The following is a 16,937-nucleotide window of genomic DNA, read 5'->3' as shown; positions in this document are numbered from 1 at the left end:
TTATGCGTCACTTTTGTGACAGATTTATGAAAAAAATGACCGTCTGATGATCGGGTATTTTGAAGCACGACGCGGACTTACCCCTTACTAACAAGTGGTATACTGCCGCCCATGCTTTTTTCGCTAGGGAAGATTTATGCGCCTCCTTCACACCTCCGACTGGCACCTGGGCCAGAATTTTTACAGCAAAAGCCGCGCGGCCGAACACGACGCTTTTCTTACCTGGCTACTGGACCGCGCGCAGGAGCATGAAGTCGACGCCATTATCGTGGCTGGCGATATTTTTGATACCGGCTCGCCGCCGAGCTACGCCCGCGAACTGTATAACCGTTTCGTCGTCCAGTTGCAGCAGACCGGCTGTCGCCTGGTGGTGCTGGCGGGCAACCACGACTCGGTGGCGATGCTCAATGAATCCCGCGATATCCTCGCCTTTTTACACACCACCGTGGTGGCGAACGCCGGCTACGCGCCGATTGAGCTGCCGCTGCGCGACGGCACGCCGGGCGCCATCTTCTGTCCGGTGCCGTTTTTACGCCCGCGCGAGCTGGTGACCAGCCAGGCCGGTCACTCCGGTCGGGAAAAACAGCAGCAGCTGCTGCACGCCATCAGCGACTATTATCAGGAGCAGTATCAGCAGGCCTGCGCGCTGCGCGGCGATCGGCCGCTGCCCATCATTGCCAGCGGCCATCTGACCACCGTCGGCGCCAGCAAAAGCGATGCCGTCCGCGACATTTACATCGGCACACTGGATGCCTTTCCGGCGCAACACTTCCCCCCTGCCGACTACATTGCGCTGGGCCATATTCACCGGGCGCAGATGGTCGGCGGCTGCGAGCATATCCGCTACAGCGGCTCGCCGCTGCCGCTGAGCTTCGATGAAACCGGCAAAGCGAAATCGGTGCATCTGGTGAGCTTTAGCGAGGGGCGACTTAGCGCCGTGGAAACCCTGGAGGTGCCCGTGACCCAGCCTCTGGCGGTAATCAAAGGCGATCTGGCCGCCATCACCGCCCAGCTGGAGCAGTGGCGCGGCGTCGAGCAGGACCCGCCGGTGTGGCTGGATATCGAAATCACCACCGAGGACTATCTGCACGATATTCAGCGGCATATTCAGGCGCTGACGGAGGATCTGCCGGTGGAAGTGCTGCTGGTGCGCCGCAGCCGCGAGCAGCGCGAGAAAATACTGCTCAACGCCCAGCGGGAGACGCTCAGTGAACTGAAGCTGGAGGAGGTATTCGAGCGCCGGCTGGCGCTGACCGAAATTGACGAGATGAAGCGCGCCCGGCTGCATGAGCTGTTCGCCCATACGGTGCATACGCTCACCGCGGAGGACGAAAACGCATGAAAATCCTCAGTCTGCGCCTGAAAAACCTCAACTCCCTGAAAGGGGAATGGAAGATAGACTTTACCGCCGAGCCGTTCGCCAGCAATGGCCTGTTCGCCATTACCGGCGCCACCGGGGCCGGGAAAACCACGCTGCTCGATGCCATTTGCCTGGCGCTCTATCATGAGACGCCGCGCCTGAATAAAGTCTCCCAGTCGCAAAACGACCTGATGACCCGCGATACCGCCGAGTGTCTGGCGGAAGTCGAGTTTGAAGTAAAAGGCATCGCCTACCGCGCTTTCTGGAGCCAGAACCGGGCCCGTAACCAGCCGGATGGCAATCTGCAGGCGCCCCGCGTCGAGCTGGCGCGCTGCGCTGACGGCAAAATCCTCGCCGATAAAGTCTCGGACAAGCTGGAGCAAACCGCGACGCTTACCGGCCTCGACTATGGCCGCTTCACCCGCTCGATGCTGCTTTCCCAGGGGCAATTTGCCGCCTTCCTGAACGCGAAGCCGAGCGATCGCGCGGAGCTGCTGGAGGAGCTGACCGGCACGGAAATCTACGGCCAGATTTCTGCCATGGTCTACGAACAGCACAAAGCCGCTCGCCATGCGCTGGAGAAGTTCGAAGCCCAGGCGGCGGGCATCGTCCTGTTGACGGAGGCCCAGCAGCAGGCGCTGCAGGAAAGTTTGCAGGTACTTACTGACGAAGAAAAAGCCCTGCTGGCCCAGCAGCAGAGCCAGCAGCAGCAGCTCCAGTGGCTGACCCGCCGCGACGAGCTGGCGCAGCAGCAGCAGCAGGCCGCCACCCGGCAGCAGCAGGCCCGCCAGGCGCTGGCGGACGCCGCCCCGGCGCTGGCGAAGCTTGAGCTGGCCCAGCCCGCCGCCCAACTGCGTCCCCTGTGGGAGCGCCAGCAGGAGCAGACGGCAGGCCTGGCGCAAACCCGGCAGCGGATCAGTGAAGTAAATGCTCGCTTACTTGCCAGCACGGCGCTGCGCGCGCGCATCCGCCAGGGCGCCTTGCGCGCTCAGCAGCAGCGTCAGGCTGAACTGGCCGATCTGGCGCAGTGGCTGGCCGCCCATGAGCGTTTCCGCTTATGGGGTCAGGAGATCGCCGGCTGGCGGGCGCAATTCTCGCAACTGACGCGGGATAAACAACAGCTAACGGCTCAGAGCACCCGCCTGGCCGCGCTACGCCAGAAGCTGGCCACGCTGCCAGCCAGCCCTCTCACCCTGAGCGCGGATGACGTTGCCGCAGCGATAGAACAGCAAACCCAATCGCGGCCGCTGCGCCAGCGCCTGATCTCCCTGCATGAGCAGCATCAGCTGCTGCGCAAGCGTCTGCGCCAGAACGCCGAGAGCGTCCAGCAGGCGCAGGCGGAGCAGGTAAAACTTAACGCCACCCTGACGCTGCGCCGGGAACAATATAAAGACAAAAACCAGCACTATCTCGACCTGAAGGCGCTCTGCCAGCGGGAAGAAACGATTAAAGACCTGGAAAGCTACCGCGACCGGCTCGAGGCGGGTAAGCCCTGTCCGCTGTGCGGCGCCTGTGAACACCCGGCGATTGAACAATACGCCTCGTTGACGCTCACGGATAATCAGCGCCGCCGCGATGCGCTGGAAAAGGAGGTCGCCGCGCTGAAAGAAGAAGGCCTGCTGATCCTCGGGCAGGTCAAGGCCCTGACGCAACAGCTTCAGCGTGACACCGAAGCGGCCGGGCGGCTCGCAGAGGAAGAGCAAGCGCTTACTAAAGCGTGGCAGGAGACCTGCGCCTCTCTGCACATCACGCGGGATATTGCGCAAGAGATAAACGACTGGATGCAGGAGCAGGAGCGCTACGAGCAGCAGCTCTATCAGCTCAGCCAGCGCCTGATGTTGCAGAGTCAGCTTAACGATCAGCAGGCGCTGGAGCGCCAGGCCGAGCAGCAGCTGGCGGCCACGCGCCAGGGACTGGAGAGCGCCCTGCAGGCCCTGGCCCTGAGCCTGCCGGCAGAAGGGACAGAAGCCGCCTGGCTGCACGCTCGCGAAAGCGAATTTGCCCAGTGGCAGGCGCAACAGACCCAACATGATGCCATTCAGCAGCAAATCGCTGCTCTGCGGCCACTGCTGGAGACGCTGCCGACCAGCGACGAGACAGAGGTTGAAGCTGAGTCGGCCATCCCGGACAACTGGCGCGAAATCCACGAGGAATGCCTGTCGCTGCACAGCCAGCTTGTCGCCCAGCAGCAGCAGGAAACCCAGGAAAAGGCGCGTCTGGACCAGTCGCAGGCGCAATTCACCTCCGCCCTGGCCGCCAGCCGCTTTAGCGATCGGGAGGCGTTCCTCGCCGCGCTGCTGGATGACGAGACCGCCCAGCGGCTGACGCAGTTAAAACAGACGCTGGAGCAGCAGCTTCAGCAGGCGGCCGCGCTCTGCGAGCAGGCGACCCGGCAACATGAGGCGCACCTGGCGCTGCGTCCGCAAGGGGTGGACGCTGACGTCCCCACCCTGCAAACCCAGCTGCACGCCCTGGCCCAGCGGCTGCGGGATAACACTACCCGCCAGGGTGAGATCCGCCAGCAGCTCAGGCAGGACGCAGAGAGCCGTCAACAGCAGCAGGCGCTGGGGCAGCAGATTGCAGAGGCGGCGCAGCTGGCGGACGACTGGGGCTATCTCAATTCGCTGATCGGCTCCAGCACCGGCGACCGGTTCCGCAAATTCGCCCAGGGGCTGACGCTGGATAATCTGGTCTGGCTGGCAAACCAGCAGCTCAACCGCCTGCATGGCCGCTATCTGCTACAGCGCAAGGCCAGCGAGGCGCTGGAGCTGGAGGTTGTCGATACCTGGCAGGCCGACGCCGTGCGCGACACCCGCACCCTCTCCGGCGGCGAAAGTTTCCTCGTCAGCCTGGCGCTGGCCCTGGCGCTGTCAGACCTGGTGAGCCATAAGACGCGGATTGACTCCCTGTTTCTTGATGAAGGCTTCGGCACCCTCGACAGCGAAACGCTGGACACGGCGCTGGACGCCCTGGATGCCCTTAACGCCAGCGGTAAGATTATCGGGGTGATCAGCCACGTGGAGGCGATGAAAGACCGCATTCCGGTGCAGATCAAAGTGAAGAAGATTAACGGCCTGGGCTATAGCCGGCTGGACAAAGCGTTTGCGGTGGAGTGAGGTCTGAATTATGGCGATGTCCCCGCACCCTAACCCTCTCCCGAGGGAGAGGGTTAGGGTGCGGGGAAGCGGTTCAGGTCCCCTGGAGCGGCCACAGCCAGGCCGCGCCGCGTACCCCGCTGGAGTCGCCGTGCATCGCTTTGCGGATCGGCGTTTCACACTCGCCGCCGAAGACCCACTGCTCCACCAGGTCCGGCACCGTCTGATACAGTCGTTCGACGTTGCTCATCCCGCCGCCCAGCACGATAACGTCCGGGTCGAGGATATTCACCACGTGGGCCAGCGATTTCGCCAGCCGCTGTTCATAGCGGCTAAGCGCCAGTTCAGCCTTTTCGTCACCTTCTCCCACCAGGCGCATAATCTCGCTGCCGGTTAACCCTTTGCCGCTCAGCCGCTGATAGTCGGTGGCGAAACCGGTGCCGGAGATAAAGGTTTCGATACACCCCTGTTTGCCGCAGTAGCAAGGGACTTCCGCACGGTAGCGCAGCTCATCGTCGTTCATCCACGGCAATGGGTTATGTCCCCATTCGCCAGCGTTACCATTGCCGCCGATATGCGCCCGCCCGTTGAGCGCCACCCCGGCGCCGCAGCCGGTGCCGATAATCACCGCGAATACCGTTTGCGCCCCCGCCGCCGCGCCGTCCACCGCTTCCGACACCGCCAGACAGTTGGCATCGTTAGCCAGCCGGACTTCCCGCTCAAGGCGCAGGCTGAGGTCCTTATCAAAGGGCTGGCCGTTGAGCCAGGTCGAGTTGGCGTTTTTCACCACCCCGGTATAAGGCGAAATTGAGCCAGGAATGCCCATCCCCACGGTACCCTGCTGTCCGGTCGCCTGCTCGGCCATCGCCACCAGAGTGGCGATGGTCTCGATGGTTTGCCGGTAGTCCTCCCGCGGCGTGGGTAACCGGTGGCGAAACAGCTGCTCTCCCTGATCGCTCAGGGCTATCACTTCGGTTTTTGTTCCACCTAAATCAATACCAATACGCACGCTCAGCTCCTCACCCCGATTAACAATGCAAGCATAGCGACAATTCGCTATCATGCCCGCCTGATTTAACGACAAAGCCGTGGAAATTATCATGCTGTGGTTCAAAAATTTAATGGTTTACCGTCTCAGCCGCGATATCGAATTGCGCGCCGAGGAGATGGAAAAACAGCTGGCCGAGCTGACATTTACCCCTTGTGGCAGCCAGGATATGGCGAAAACCGGTTGGGTGTCGCCGATGGGATCGCACAGCGACGCGCTGACGCATACGGCAAACGGCCAGATCATTATCTGCGCGCGTAAAGAAGAGAAGATCCTGCCGTCGCCGGTGATTAAGCAGGCGCTGGAGGCAAAGATCCAGAAGCTGGAAGCCGATCAGGGCCGCAAGCTGAAGAAGACCGAGAAAGATTCCCTGAAAGATGAAGTGCTGCACTCGCTACTGCCGCGCGCCTTCAGCCGCTTCAGCCAGACAATGATGTGGATCGACACCGTCAACGGCCTGATCATGGTCGACTGCGCCAGCGCGAAGAAAGCGGAAGATACTCTGGCCCTGCTGCGTAAAACCCTCGGCTCGCTGCCGGTGGTGCCGCTGACCCTGGAGAATCCGATTGAGCTAACGCTGACCGAGTGGGTCCGCTCCGGCACCGTGGCGCAGGGCTTCCAGCTGCTGGACGAAGCCGAGCTGAAAGCGATGCTGGAAGATGGCGGCGTGATCCGCGCCAAGAAGCAGGATCTGGTTAGCGACGAAATCGCTGTACACATTGAGGCCGGGAAGGTTGTCACCAAGCTGGCGCTGGACTGGCAGCAGCGTATTCAGTTTGTGATCTGCGACGACGCGTCAATTAAGCGCCTCAAGTTCTGCGATGAACTGCGCGACCAAAACGAAGATATCGATCGGGAAGATTTCGCCCAGCGCTTTGACGCCGACTTTATCTTAATGACCGGCGAGCTGGCTGCCCTGATCCAAAGCCTGGTGGAAGGGCTCGGCGGCGAAGCGCAGCGCTAAGCGCCGCTTTCCTTCCTGCCGGGCAGGAAGGAAAAAACAACCCGGCGGCAGGCGCCGGGCGTCACGCTGGCTTACAGATAGCGGCACAGATAAGAGGTTGGCTCAGCCACCTGTAGATGAAATTCACTGTTGCCTGGCACATTGAAAACTTCGCCGGCAGCGTAAACTTTCCACTCAGTCTCACCCGGCAGCAGGACATTCAGCGCCCCGCTGACTACCGTCATCTCTTCCGGCTGCGCCGTACCAAAGGTGTATTCCCCTTCCGCCATCACGCCAACGCTGGCGCGACCGGTACTGCTGCTGGTGAAGCCAATGGATTTCACTTTTCCGTCAAAGTATTCATTGCTTTGAAGCATAAACAAGCCCTTCTGATCGTCGGTTAAAGGCTCAATATAGGGGGCGCTCCTTGCCCCTGTCACGTGAAATTAACACATTAGACCAATAGTTCTGCCGCCAGTCGGGAAACCAGCACATTCGACAGCAAAACCGGAACATCGAGGGCTTTTTGTAACACATCGCGATGATGCTGATAGTAACCGAGACAGTCGAGGACCAGCACGTCGGCGCCCTGCTCCAGCAGCGTTTTGCCGGCGGTTAATAGCTCGCTGTCGCTGCCGGTAAACGGATTGGCCAGCGCGTAGTATGGCGACTTTTCCAGCGAGAGCCACTTTTGCCGCTGCATGGGCATGATCTCTTCCACCGGCACGATCACCCCTACCTGGTGCCCATCGACGATCGATGCCACCAGCGGCGGGATGATCCGCTGCGGCTCGAGGAGGATCGCGTGGTGGGTGGTAAAACCGGTCAGCTGTTCGGAACTGAGCAGCAGGATCACATCATAATGTTGTCGATCCAGCATCGCGATCGCGCTGCGGACATCGCGTTCAATTTTCTGTCGCGACACCATCACCAACTGGTTATTACTGAGCAAGGTCAGGAGTCCTTTCTCGCCGTCACCTACGGCGTACTCGGCCATTACCTCGTCAGGCGTCATCTCGCCCAGCAGGCTGATGTGGGCGATCTGTTCTTCCCTGATATGTTCGGTCAGGAGCGGCAATACTCCCGCCAGCGGCACAACGCCGATGGTCAAAATTGCCATCGTTGCACTACTCATATCATGTACCTTTTCACAACCACTGCTTCAACACAGGCTTTCCACACACAGCATCCGCCCCCCTGGTGAGTAAAAATCAACCGTCGAGAAGCGTAGCAGCTCCACGCCGCGGTTGAATGTAAAGATTGCCGGGCGGCGGCGCCGTGCCTGAAAAATCCGTGTGTTAGATATTCATTAGTACGACTGATAAATAAAAAATGTGAGATACGCCCGATATTGCCAGCATGGCGGGCAATTCGGGCTCAGGGGGTTACGACTTGTCAGGATCTTCATAACGCCGTTTGGCATCCACGGCTTCCTGCTCGGTAGGATGTTCACTGATAAGCGAATCAGGCTCAGGATAATCCGCACGGAGCTGATACCAGGTCACCGTCTGACCCTGAGGACCTTTCTCTACCGCAACCACGCGCGCTTCTCTCGGATATGGGGGCCTGTTTGGCATAGTTCTTCCTTCTTCTGGTAGCAGAACTATTAAGTATAGGCGCCCCTCGCCGCCTTAATGTAAGTAAATTCTTAACTTACCGGGGTTGCCGTCGCGCTGCATAGCATGGACATAATCTGCTCCACCACCCGATCCGGCGAGGCCGTGGCATCCACAATATGGTGGGCAGCGTCCCGGTATAACGCTTCGCGCTGCGCCAGTACCTCGCCCACTTCCTCGCGCACCGGTTTTCCGGTCAGCGTCGGCCGCTGTTCGGCTTTCGGGTAGGCTTCCAGACGGTCAATCAGCGCCGACACCGAGGCCTGCAGATAAATCACCACGCCATTCTCCCGCATAAACTGACGGTTACCTTCCGCCAGCACAATACCGCCGCCGGTGGCGATTACCGTATTCGGCAGGGTCACGGCCTTCAGCGACAGGGTCTCCAGTTCGCGAAAACGCGCCCACCCTTCCGCCTGCACGATCTCAGCCACCGTCCGCTGCTCATGGGCCTGTAGCCGATGATCGGTATCGGAGAACTGAAAATGCCGCGCTCGCGCCAGCGCATGGCCGACGGTGGTTTTACCGCAGCCGCGTGGCCCAATAAGAAAGATAGGCTGTGTCATAACCGAAGACCCCCTGGTTCCGTCTGTCGCAAAAAAATGAAAACGAAAGCACGTATTATCGCTGTCTGTCCCGCAATGCATACGTAAAGAAAAAATTACACAACTTCTTTACACCCCATTACCACGGTGAGAAGAGGGGCTATTAATGTAAACTTATCATTGCATTTAGTGTTTAACCAGCTTTACTTTCCGCTTGGCGTTATTTTTTATCCACCGCTGGCGTAAACGGTAACACATTTATGCATAGCTTTACGAAGCAACATATTTACAACATCATGTTTCAGAAGCACCCTGATGCCTATTCGACAGTGTGACAGAGGAATGTAACATGCAATCTGAAGAACAACGCCTTATTGATGGACTGTTTTCCCGGCTGAAAGAGGCTGAGGCGCACAGCGCATCGCGCGATGCCAGCGCCGAGGAGCGGATTGCCCAACACGTGAGCGCGCAGCCGGCGGCCCCCTACTATATGGCGCAAACCATTCTTATCCAGGAAGCCGCGATTAAACAGCTTAACGATCGCATCCAGGCGCTGGAGAGTCAGGTCAGCCAACTGCAGGCGGCAAAGCCCAGCAGCGGCGGCTTCCTCTCCGGCCTGTTTGGCGGTGGCGGCTCGTCACGCGGTTCTGACCCTATCCCGGGCGCGGAGCAATATGGTCGCCCGCAGACCAGCGCTCAGCCGCAGTATACGCCACCACCGCAGCAGAACTATGCCCCGCAGGCTGCCGCACGCGGCGGCGGCTTTATGGCGGGCGCGCTGCAAACGGCCGCTGGCGTGGCAGGCGGCGTGGTGCTGGGCAATATGCTGACCAATATGTTCAGCGGCTCGCACCCGCAGGAGATCGTCAATATCATCGAAGAGAAGCCGCAGCCTGATGCCGCCTCCGCGCAGGACAGCATCGCGCAGGACACCACCGCAGGTGACGATCCGTTCCGCCAGGGAGACGATCAGTTCCTTGCCGACAATACCTGGAACGACGACTTCGACGCCGGCTTTGGCGACGATGATTTTGGCAGCGATGACGATAGCTGGGTTTAACCCTGGCGACGCTTAACCGCCAGCAACCACTTCTCCAGCTCGGCGGCAAACTGTTGCCGATCGCGCTGCGATAAACTATCCGGGCCGCCGGTCTGAACGCCGCTGGCCCGTAATGTCTCCATAAAATCCCGCATTGTCAGCCGCTCGCGGATCGTCGCCTCGCTGTAACGTTCCCCGCGCGGATTCAGCGCCGCCCCGCCCTTCGCCAGCACCTCCGCCGCCAGCGGGATGTCGGCGGTGATCACTAAATCTCCCGCCGCGCACTGGCGAACGATTTCATTATCCGCCACGTCAAAACCCTGCTCAACCCGCAGGGTGCGGATGAAACGCGACGGCGGCACGCGCAGCGGCTGGTTCGCCACCAGCGTCAGCGGAGTCTGGGTCCGCTCTGCCGCGCGGAACAAAATCTCTTTAATCACGTTCGGACACGCGTCCGCATCCACCCAAATGGCCATGCCAGCTCCTGTTACCTGCAATAAGTGACGCCAATGTTACCTGCTTTTCTCCCCCAGGAAAGCGCCAGGATGGTAAGCTAATCAGATCGTAACGAAAAAAGCAGAGGGGAATGGTGATGGATAAGAAAATTGGCTTTATCGGCTGCGGCAATATGGGTAAGGCCATTCTGGGCGGGCTGATCGCCAGCGGTCAGGTACAGCCGGGACAAATCTGGGTCTACACCCCGTCGCCGGACAAGGTTGCAGCTCTGCGCGACCAGTATGGCATCAACGCCGCCAGCAGCGCCCAGGAAGTGGCGCAGATTGCCGATATCGTCTTCGGCGCGGTTAAACCGGGGATCATGACCAAAGTGCTGGGCGATATCGCCTCCAGCCTGAATAAAGAGTCGCTGGTGGTCTCTATCGCCGCCGGCGTTACGCTTGAGCAGCTGGCGCGCGCCCTTGGCCACGATCGCAAAATCATTCGCGCGATGCCGAATACGCCGTCGCTGGTTAACGCCGGTATGACCTCCGTCACGCCTAACGCCCTGGTGAGCAGCGAAGATGTTGCCGAAGTGCTGACTATTTTCCGTTGCTTTGGCCAGGCGGAGCAAATTGCCGAGCCGATGATCCATCCGGTGGTGGGGGTAAGCGGTTCGGCGCCGGCCTATGTCTTTATGTTTATCGAAGCGATGGCCGATGCCGCCGTCCTCGGCGGAATGCCGCGCGCTCAGGCCTATAAATTCGCCGCCCAGGCGGTGATGGGCTCCGCCAAAATGGTGCTGGAGAGCGGAGAACACCCAGGGGCGCTGAAAGATATGGTCTGTTCCCCTGGCGGGACCACTATCGAAGCCGTGCGCGTGCTGGAAGAGAAAGGGTTCCGCTCGGCGGTAATCGAAGCCATCACCCAGTGTATGGAAAAATCAGAGAAATTGAGCCGCTCCTGAAGCTGAGCTGGCGGGCTTCAAGCCCTGAGAGGTTAAAGAACAAGGGAGCGCGAGCGCTCCCTTTTTTTCAGGCTTTCTTCAGGCAGCTACTCATGAAGGTACTGCGTTCATCGCCCTTCAGTGATTTCGCCGTGGCCGCTTTGCTGCAGTCGCTCATTTTCTGCTGCTGAGGGGTGAGCGCCTTTCCCTGCGAGGTCGTGGTCTCTTTTTTCAGACACTGGCTCATAAAGGTTTTGCGCTCCTCACCTTTCAGCATTTTGGCTGACGCTTGCTGATTGCAGTCCGTCATCCTTTGCTGCTGAGGAGTGGGCGTTTTTTCTGCCGCGCCAACCGCGCTGATAAAGATCAAGCCAAACAGTAGGGTCATCAATAAAGTTATTTTCATCGCACCATCCTTCTGTGAGTGGAACGTTGTAAGTCTGGACGCAGATAGAAAAAAAACCAGCCGGTGACGCAATTTCGCCACCGGCAGCGACTTATTTGAGACTCAGGGCAGCTTTCATGGTCGAGAACAGGTCGGTCTGATCGGTCAGGCCGACGACGTTAGCCGCATGCGGACCGTAGGCCGCAATGCGCAGTTGGGTGCCGGTGTGCTCCATCGACTCTTCCTCAGAATTGCCGTAGCTCATCACCATCACCGCGCCATCGTGCGTGTTCAGAGCCTGGGTCAGCCCCGGGGCTTTGCTATCCGCCGGGATGATCTGGCTGGCATGCGCATGGTCGGCGGTGACGATCACCAGGGTATTACCGTCTTTTCGCGCGAATTCCAGCGCCTTCTGCACCGCTTCGTCAAGATCAACCGTTTCGCCGATCTGGCCGCACGGATTCGCCGCATGGTCCTGCTTATCGATGGAAGCGCCTTCGACTTGCAGGAAGAAACCTTTCTCGTTGCGACTCAGCAGGTCAATCGCTTTCTCGGTCATCTGCGCCAGCGTCGGCACCGAGGCGTCACGCTTCGGGTTTGGCGTACAGGTCACCGGCGGCTTATCGATATTGCCGTGATAAGACGCCTTCGGCCCTTCCCAGCGTACCGGCATATTGCCATCGGCAAAGAGTCCCAGCAGCGGTTTATCCTGACTGGCTTCCGTCGCGGCGGCAAGAGAAGCCGCGTCGGTCACAATCTGGTAGCCGCGCGCTTGCGCCTGCTCGCGCAGGGTTTTGCCCTGCCACTCGCCCGCCGTCGCCGTTTCGGCAAAGGTCTTCGCGCCGCCGCCCAGGGTGACATCCGGTCGGGCGTTCAGCAGCTGTTCGGTAATGGAGCCTTTGCCCCCTTTTTCCAGCGCATTGCTAGGGCATTTTTCGCTGGTAACCGTCGGGCCGTAGCATTTACGCGATGTCACATGCGCTACCAACGCCGCGGGGGTGGCATCCTGCAGCTCGGCGGTGGAAACGTTGCCGGTGGCCAGCCCCGCCGCTTTCGCCAGCTCAAGGATGGTCTGATGCGCATTCTCATGAATATCGACGCCCAGCGCGCCGTTATAAGTCTTCACGCCGGTGGTCCAGGCGGTGGCGGAGGCCGCCGAGTCGGTCACGTAGTCCGGTTTCCCGGTTTTTTTATCCAGCGAATAATGCGTGTACTGCCCGGTTAACGGCAGAGCATCAATTCCTTTAAAGAAACCGCCCGCCCCCTCGGCATAGTTTCGCGCAGCGGTAATTTCCGAATCACCCATGCCATCGCCAATCAGCAAAATAACGTTTTTAGCTGGCTTATTGATTAACGAGGCGCGCAGCGCTTCGGTTTGATCGCCTGTTAAACGACGCGCGCCGCCAGGAGTGGTGATATCTCCCTGCGCAGCGCGATTTTCCAGAACCGGCGCAGCAGTAGTTTCTGCATGAATAACCGGCGAGCCCAGTAGAGGAATCAGGGCAATAAACAGGGCGCTTAATTTCACTTTTGTCATCTCCATGTAAAAAATACTTAAAAAAACAAAACGAGGGAGACTTTATAAAAGGGAGATGACAGAAAAATGACGGCATCCTTGTCGTGTCACAAAGACTAGCTACGAGGATGCCGCAACAGCTTCTTTAGATATTGCTGCAGCAGCATCGCATCATGGTCGTTGACCGGCGGACAGGGCGTCACCTGGTCAATCGCCTGTTCAATATCCTGAATCAATGCCTGCTGGGCATCATGCTCCATATGGCGCAATAATGCGGTGACCACGATCTCCAGCGCTTCAACCTGCACCGTCAGTTCCTTTGCTTCTTCTTCCTTTTGCGCCAGTTTAACCAGTAACTCAGCAATGAGATTCTTCATAGCACCAGTTCCTTATGCGAGGCCTGTTTTGATTGGGATGTCATACGCGATGACGGACCTCAGAATTACTTAAATTAAGAATCATCGCAACACCCAATATACAGCGAAACGTTTTACCACAATAAAATACCACTATAAATAGTATTGTTTAATCATGACCGGGGTTGCTTATAACCAGATTGCCTGGAAAATAATAAAATGGAATAGCGTTCACGCCATGACGATAACAAAAAGTAATAGTAAATCCGCTGACGGTATCGCAATAAATACCGTCAGCAGAGGTTCAGGCGTTAGCCCGGCGGGTTTGACGCAGCATCCACGCCAGTTGCCAGAGGTTAATGAAAACGATAATGGCGGTGGCAATAAACACCCAGCGGAAGCCGGCCATGGCTGACACAGAGGCGCCAATTAGCGGCCCGGCGACGTTGCCCAGATACATAAACGACTGGTTATAGCCAAAGATACGCCCGGTGACGCTGTCGCTGCTGTACTTCAGCAATAAGGTCTGCACCGCCGGGAGCATCGCGCCATCGGCAAAGCCGAGCAGAAAACGCAGCGTACCCAATTGCAGCGGGGTGGTGACAAAGGACATGGCGAAGAACATCACCACCGCGCAGCAGAGCGTCGCCAGCAGGATCCGCGAGGTGCCGATGCGGTCGCCAAGCTTACCCAACCGTGGCGCAGAAATCAGTGCCGACACGCCGGGCACCGCGGCGATCATCCCGGCCAGAAAAGCGATATTGTTGCTGTCCGGCGCCATCGACTTAATAAACAGCGCCAGAATCGGGCCGATTGAGCCGTTGCACAATTGGATCACCAGGGTGGTGAAGAACAGGCTGATCACCAGCCCCGGATAGGGCAAAGAGGCAAAGACTTGTTTCCCGGTGAGACGCTCGCTTTTGCTGACCTGCGGGCGAACGCCCTCTTTAATCAGAAACAGGGTCACCAGAAAACTGATGGTCAGCAGGATCGCCGTAATAAAAAAGACCATCCGCAGCCCGACGTNNACCGCCGATCACCCCGCTAATTTGCGCCGTTGACAGCGTGCTTAGCGCCCAGCCGCTGCGCTCGCGCGGCACCTGGGAGGCCACCAGCGCCATGGCGTTGGGAATATAACCGGAGGTTAAGCCCATGATCGCCCGCAGGATAAACAGCTGCCAGACGTTGGTGGCGAAGGCCTGCAGTAAAATGGCAATCGCCATCCCCAACGAGGCGCGCAGCAGCATGAGCTTGCGGCCTTTACGGTCCGCCAGGCTTCCCCACATTGGCGAGACGATCGCCGAGACAAGAAAAGTGACGCTGAAGGTCAGCCCCGACCACATCGATAGCGCTTCATGCGAGGTGACGCCGAGCTGGGAGACGTAGAGGGGTAAAAAGGGGAGAATTTGACTGATCGCCAGGCCGGTAAAAAAGCAACCAAACCAGACGGAGATGAGATTAACCTTCCAGGATTCCATAACTACGCGTATTCATTAATGATTTGCCAATTATTATCTAGCTTAGCAATTTCATCCCACTGGCGTACTACCATAGATGCGCTGGCGGTGAGTTTGGTGTTTTATGGCTGCGGATGAGAGCCTGACGAAGCATTTTCTGGTCATTTAGGCTGCTCATAGCGCTTTATGCTCAAAAGCAGAAGCCCTGCCCGCGCATGCCGAAATGAAAATGGTTGGCGTGAGCCGCGTTGTACTCTGGCCCCAGCGCGTTACCGAAGTAATGGCAACTGCTGCGCAACAGCGCCGCCAGCCAGGGGCGCGAAGTCTCGCTCCGCCAGCCCTGCAGGACGCTAACGCGTCTACCGTCCGCCAGACGGAAACCGCTGACGTCCAGCGCGTCCGCCGTGGCGTGTTCACTGCGCCGCGCCTGTTGACGATGGTAAATATTGCGGCAGGCAAAGCTGCCGAGATGATCGATCTGACGCAGGTCGCTCGCCATCAGCTGCCGGGTCAGCGGCTTCGCCTGCTGCTCGATGTACAGCGCACTGCTCAGCGCCAGCGGGCAGCTGGCGAGAAAACTACTGCTCAGCTGCACCGAGCCAAAATTCGCCACCCGCACCACGTTACGCAGAGGGCAGCTTCCCTCGCTGTCGGCCACCGGCCGGCTGGCGATAAGCCGCCGGCGATTGGCTTCCGCCAGCAGGGAGGCGCACTGGTCTGCCGTCAGCCTGCGCAGCTTAAACGACGTCAGCCAGCCTGGGGGATCGTCCAGCGCCAGCGGCGCCAGCGGATTCAGGTGCGGCGGCAGATTGCGGTATCCCAACAGGCCCGCGCCGAGCAGCCCGGCCAGCACCAGCAGCGTCTTTCCTCTCACGCCCACTCCCGTCAATTGATCAGGTAAATATTATGGCAGCCAGGCAGCGGTTTCACATGGTATGTTATGCCCTTTGATGTTATCTGGATGGAAGTTGAAATGGCAAAGATGAGGGTTGGGATCGTTTTTGGCGGCAAGTCGGCGGAGCATGAAGTGTCGCTGCAGTCAGCGAAGAATATCGTGGAAGCGATTGATAAATCGCGCTTCGATGTGGTTCTGTTGGGTATTGATAAACAGGGGCTGTGGCATATCAACGACGCCGGCAACTACCTGCTCAACGCACAGGATCCTGCCCGCATTGCCCTGCGCCCTTCCACGGTGACTCTGGCGCAGATCCCGGGCCGCGAAGCACAGCAGCTGATTAACGCCGAAAGCGGCCAACCGCTGGCGGCCATCGATGTGATTTTCCCGATCGTCCACGGCACGCTGGGTGAAGATGGCTCCCTGCAGGGGATGCTGCGCATGGCGAATCTGCCGTTCGTCGGCTCCGATGTGCTGGGCTCTGCGGCCTGTATGGACAAAGACGTGACCAAACGTCTGCTGCGCGACGCCGGGCTCGCCGTCGCCCCGTTTATCACACTCACCCGCGCCAACCGCGCGCAGTTCAGCTTTGCCGATGTCGAAGCGAAGCTGGGCCTGCCGCTGTTCGTTAAGCCGGCTAATCAGGGCTCGTCGGTTGGCGTCAGCAAAGTTAAAAACGAAGAGCAGTACCATCAGGCGGTGGCCCTGGCCTTCGAATTTGACCATAAAGTGGTGGTGGAGCAAGGCATTAAAGGGCGGGAAATTGAGTGTGCGGTGCTGGGTAACGACCACCCGCAGGCCAGCACCTGCGGTGAAATCGTCCTCAACAGCGAGTTTTACGCCTACGACACCAAGTATATCGACGATCAGGGCGCGCAGGTGGTAGTCCCGGCCGCTATCGCCCCTGAGATCAACGACAAAATTCGCGCTATCGCGGTGCAGGCCTACCAGACCCTGGGCTGCAGCGGCATGGCTCGTGTCGACGTGTTCCTCACCGCCGACAACGAGGTGGTGATCAACGAGATCAACACCCTGCCGGGCTTTACCAACATCAGCATGTATCCGAAGCTGTGGCAGGCCAGCGGTCTCGACTACACCAGCCTGATCACCCGCCTGATTGAGCTGGCGCTGGAGCGCCATGCCGCGGACCGGGCGCTGAAAACCTCCATGAACTAAAACGCGTTTTACCCCGCCTGGCAGCGGCGGCCTCAGGCCTCTTCTGCCGGGCGGCGGCGGATCACAAAGCCCGCAATCCAGAAGCTAATGACCCAGGTGATCAGACCGACGGCGTAGGATTGCCA

At 59.1% G+C, this 16,937-nt stretch carries 17 protein-coding genes and 1 pseudogene; 6 read left to right on the top strand and 12 right to left on the bottom strand.

The genetic code is table 11. The features are described from left to right. Positions 1–136 precede the first annotated feature (136 nt). Positions 137–1,342: an exonuclease subunit SbcD gene (gene sbcD, locus KHQ28_RS08920; protein WP_032419356.1), complete on the top strand. Its 1,206-nt coding sequence runs from the start codon at positions 137–139 to the stop codon at positions 1,340–1,342. Continuing rightward, entirely contained in the window at positions 1,339–4,476 is a 3,138-nt protein-coding gene (gene sbcC / locus KHQ28_RS08915) for an exonuclease subunit SbcC (RefSeq protein WP_032419357.1), read from the top strand. Before sbcD ends, sbcC begins: the two co-directional genes overlap by 4 nt. A gap of 73 nt (positions 4,477–4,549) precedes the next feature. On the opposite strand, the gene mak is transcribed toward sbcC, so the two are convergent. Further along, positions 4,550–5,464: a fructokinase gene (mak, locus tag KHQ28_RS08910; protein WP_032419358.1), complete on the bottom strand. Its 915-nt coding sequence runs from the start codon at positions 5,462–5,464 to the stop codon at positions 4,550–4,552. Positions 5,465–5,555: 91 nt separating this feature from the next. Between mak and rdgC the strand changes: the two genes are divergently transcribed. Beyond that, on the top strand, positions 5,556–6,467 hold the full coding sequence (gene rdgC, locus KHQ28_RS08905) for a recombination-associated protein RdgC (RefSeq protein ID WP_002890285.1): 912 nt from the start codon (positions 5,556–5,558) through the stop codon (positions 6,465–6,467). 71 nt (positions 6,468–6,538) lie between these two features. Here rdgC and ppnP read toward each other — a convergent pair whose 3' ends face one another. The 4 genes from ppnP to aroL form a co-directional block, all read right to left on the bottom strand. Then, entirely contained in the window at positions 6,539–6,823 is a 285-nt protein-coding gene (ppnP, locus tag KHQ28_RS08900) for a pyrimidine/purine nucleoside phosphorylase (protein WP_002890284.1), read from the bottom strand. A 77-nt stretch (positions 6,824–6,900) separates the two neighbouring features. Beyond that, entirely contained in the window at positions 6,901–7,581 is a 681-nt protein-coding gene (locus KHQ28_RS08895) for an AroM family protein (RefSeq protein ID WP_004144619.1), read from the bottom strand. Between the two features lie 250 nt (positions 7,582–7,831). Further along, positions 7,832–8,023, bottom strand: coding sequence for a YaiA family protein (locus tag KHQ28_RS08890; RefSeq protein ID WP_002890278.1), 192 nt, complete (start codon positions 8,021–8,023; stop codon positions 7,832–7,834). A gap of 71 nt (positions 8,024–8,094) precedes the next feature. Next, positions 8,095–8,628 (bottom strand): shikimate kinase AroL, encoded by a 534-nt coding sequence (aroL, locus tag KHQ28_RS08885; RefSeq protein WP_002890276.1) that lies wholly within the window; start codon positions 8,626–8,628, stop codon positions 8,095–8,097. A 328-nt stretch (positions 8,629–8,956) separates the two neighbouring features. Between aroL and KHQ28_RS08880 the strand changes: the two genes are divergently transcribed. Then, positions 8,957–9,667 (top strand): DUF2076 domain-containing protein, encoded by a 711-nt coding sequence (locus KHQ28_RS08880; RefSeq protein WP_032419359.1) that lies wholly within the window; start codon positions 8,957–8,959, stop codon positions 9,665–9,667. Here the strand turns inward: KHQ28_RS08880 and KHQ28_RS08875 are convergent. Continuing rightward, on the bottom strand, positions 9,664–10,122 hold the full coding sequence (locus KHQ28_RS08875) for a YaiI/YqxD family protein (RefSeq protein WP_002890230.1): 459 nt from the start codon (positions 10,120–10,122) through the stop codon (positions 9,664–9,666). The two genes, KHQ28_RS08880 and KHQ28_RS08875, sit on opposite strands and share 4 nt — an antisense overlap. A gap of 116 nt (positions 10,123–10,238) precedes the next feature. Here KHQ28_RS08875 and proC point away from each other — a divergent pair, with 116 nt between their 5' ends. Then, positions 10,239–11,048 carry a pyrroline-5-carboxylate reductase gene (proC, locus tag KHQ28_RS08870; RefSeq protein WP_002890227.1) on the top strand — a complete coding sequence of 270 codons (810 nt, stop codon included), beginning with the start codon at positions 10,239–10,241 and terminating at the stop codon, positions 11,046–11,048. A 67-nt stretch (positions 11,049–11,115) separates the two neighbouring features. Here the strand turns inward: proC and KHQ28_RS08865 are convergent, their stop codons facing one another. The 5 genes and pseudogenes from KHQ28_RS08865 to KHQ28_RS08845 all read right to left on the bottom strand — a co-directional run bounded on the left by KHQ28_RS08865 (position 11,116) and on the right by KHQ28_RS08845 (position 15,615). Then, entirely contained in the window at positions 11,116–11,433 is a 318-nt protein-coding gene (locus tag KHQ28_RS08865) for a PsiF family protein (RefSeq protein ID WP_002890225.1), read from the bottom strand. A gap of 91 nt (positions 11,434–11,524) precedes the next feature. Next, positions 11,525–12,955, bottom strand: a complete 1,431-nt coding sequence (gene phoA / locus KHQ28_RS08860) for an alkaline phosphatase (RefSeq protein ID WP_009485317.1) — start codon at positions 12,953–12,955, stop codon at positions 11,525–11,527. Positions 12,956–13,044: 89 nt separating this feature from the next. After that, the gene (iraP, locus tag KHQ28_RS08855) at positions 13,045–13,305 is read right to left on the bottom strand and encodes an anti-adapter protein IraP (protein ID WP_002890221.1); all 261 of its coding nucleotides are present in this window, start codon (positions 13,303–13,305) and stop codon (positions 13,045–13,047) included. A 283-nt stretch (positions 13,306–13,588) separates the two neighbouring features. Next, positions 13,589–14,762: pseudogene (locus tag KHQ28_RS08850) on the bottom strand (multidrug efflux MFS transporter). 169 nt (positions 14,763–14,931) lie between these two features. Next, the gene (locus KHQ28_RS08845; RefSeq protein WP_032419360.1) at positions 14,932–15,615 is read right to left on the bottom strand and encodes an extensin family protein; all 684 of its coding nucleotides are present in this window, start codon (positions 15,613–15,615) and stop codon (positions 14,932–14,934) included. 99 nt (positions 15,616–15,714) lie between these two features. On the opposite strand from KHQ28_RS08845, the gene ddlA reads away from it, so the two are divergent. Then, on the top strand, positions 15,715–16,812 hold the full coding sequence (gene ddlA, locus KHQ28_RS08840) for a D-alanine--D-alanine ligase (RefSeq protein WP_004151348.1): 1,098 nt from the start codon (positions 15,715–15,717) through the stop codon (positions 16,810–16,812). A gap of 32 nt (positions 16,813–16,844) precedes the next feature. Here the strand turns inward: ddlA and KHQ28_RS08835 are convergent. Then, a partial coding sequence (locus KHQ28_RS08835) for a DUF2754 family protein (RefSeq protein WP_211777590.1) occupies positions 16,845–16,937 on the bottom strand: 93 nt, incomplete at its 5' end.

It is taken from the genome of Klebsiella sp. 28, from assembly GCF_018223905.1.
In the GTDB taxonomy this organism is placed as follows: Bacteria; Pseudomonadota; Gammaproteobacteria; order Enterobacterales; family Enterobacteriaceae; genus Klebsiella; species Klebsiella pneumoniae.
The sequence above is the reverse complement of the archived record's forward strand: the minus strand, read 5'-3'. Positions and strand labels throughout refer to the sequence as shown.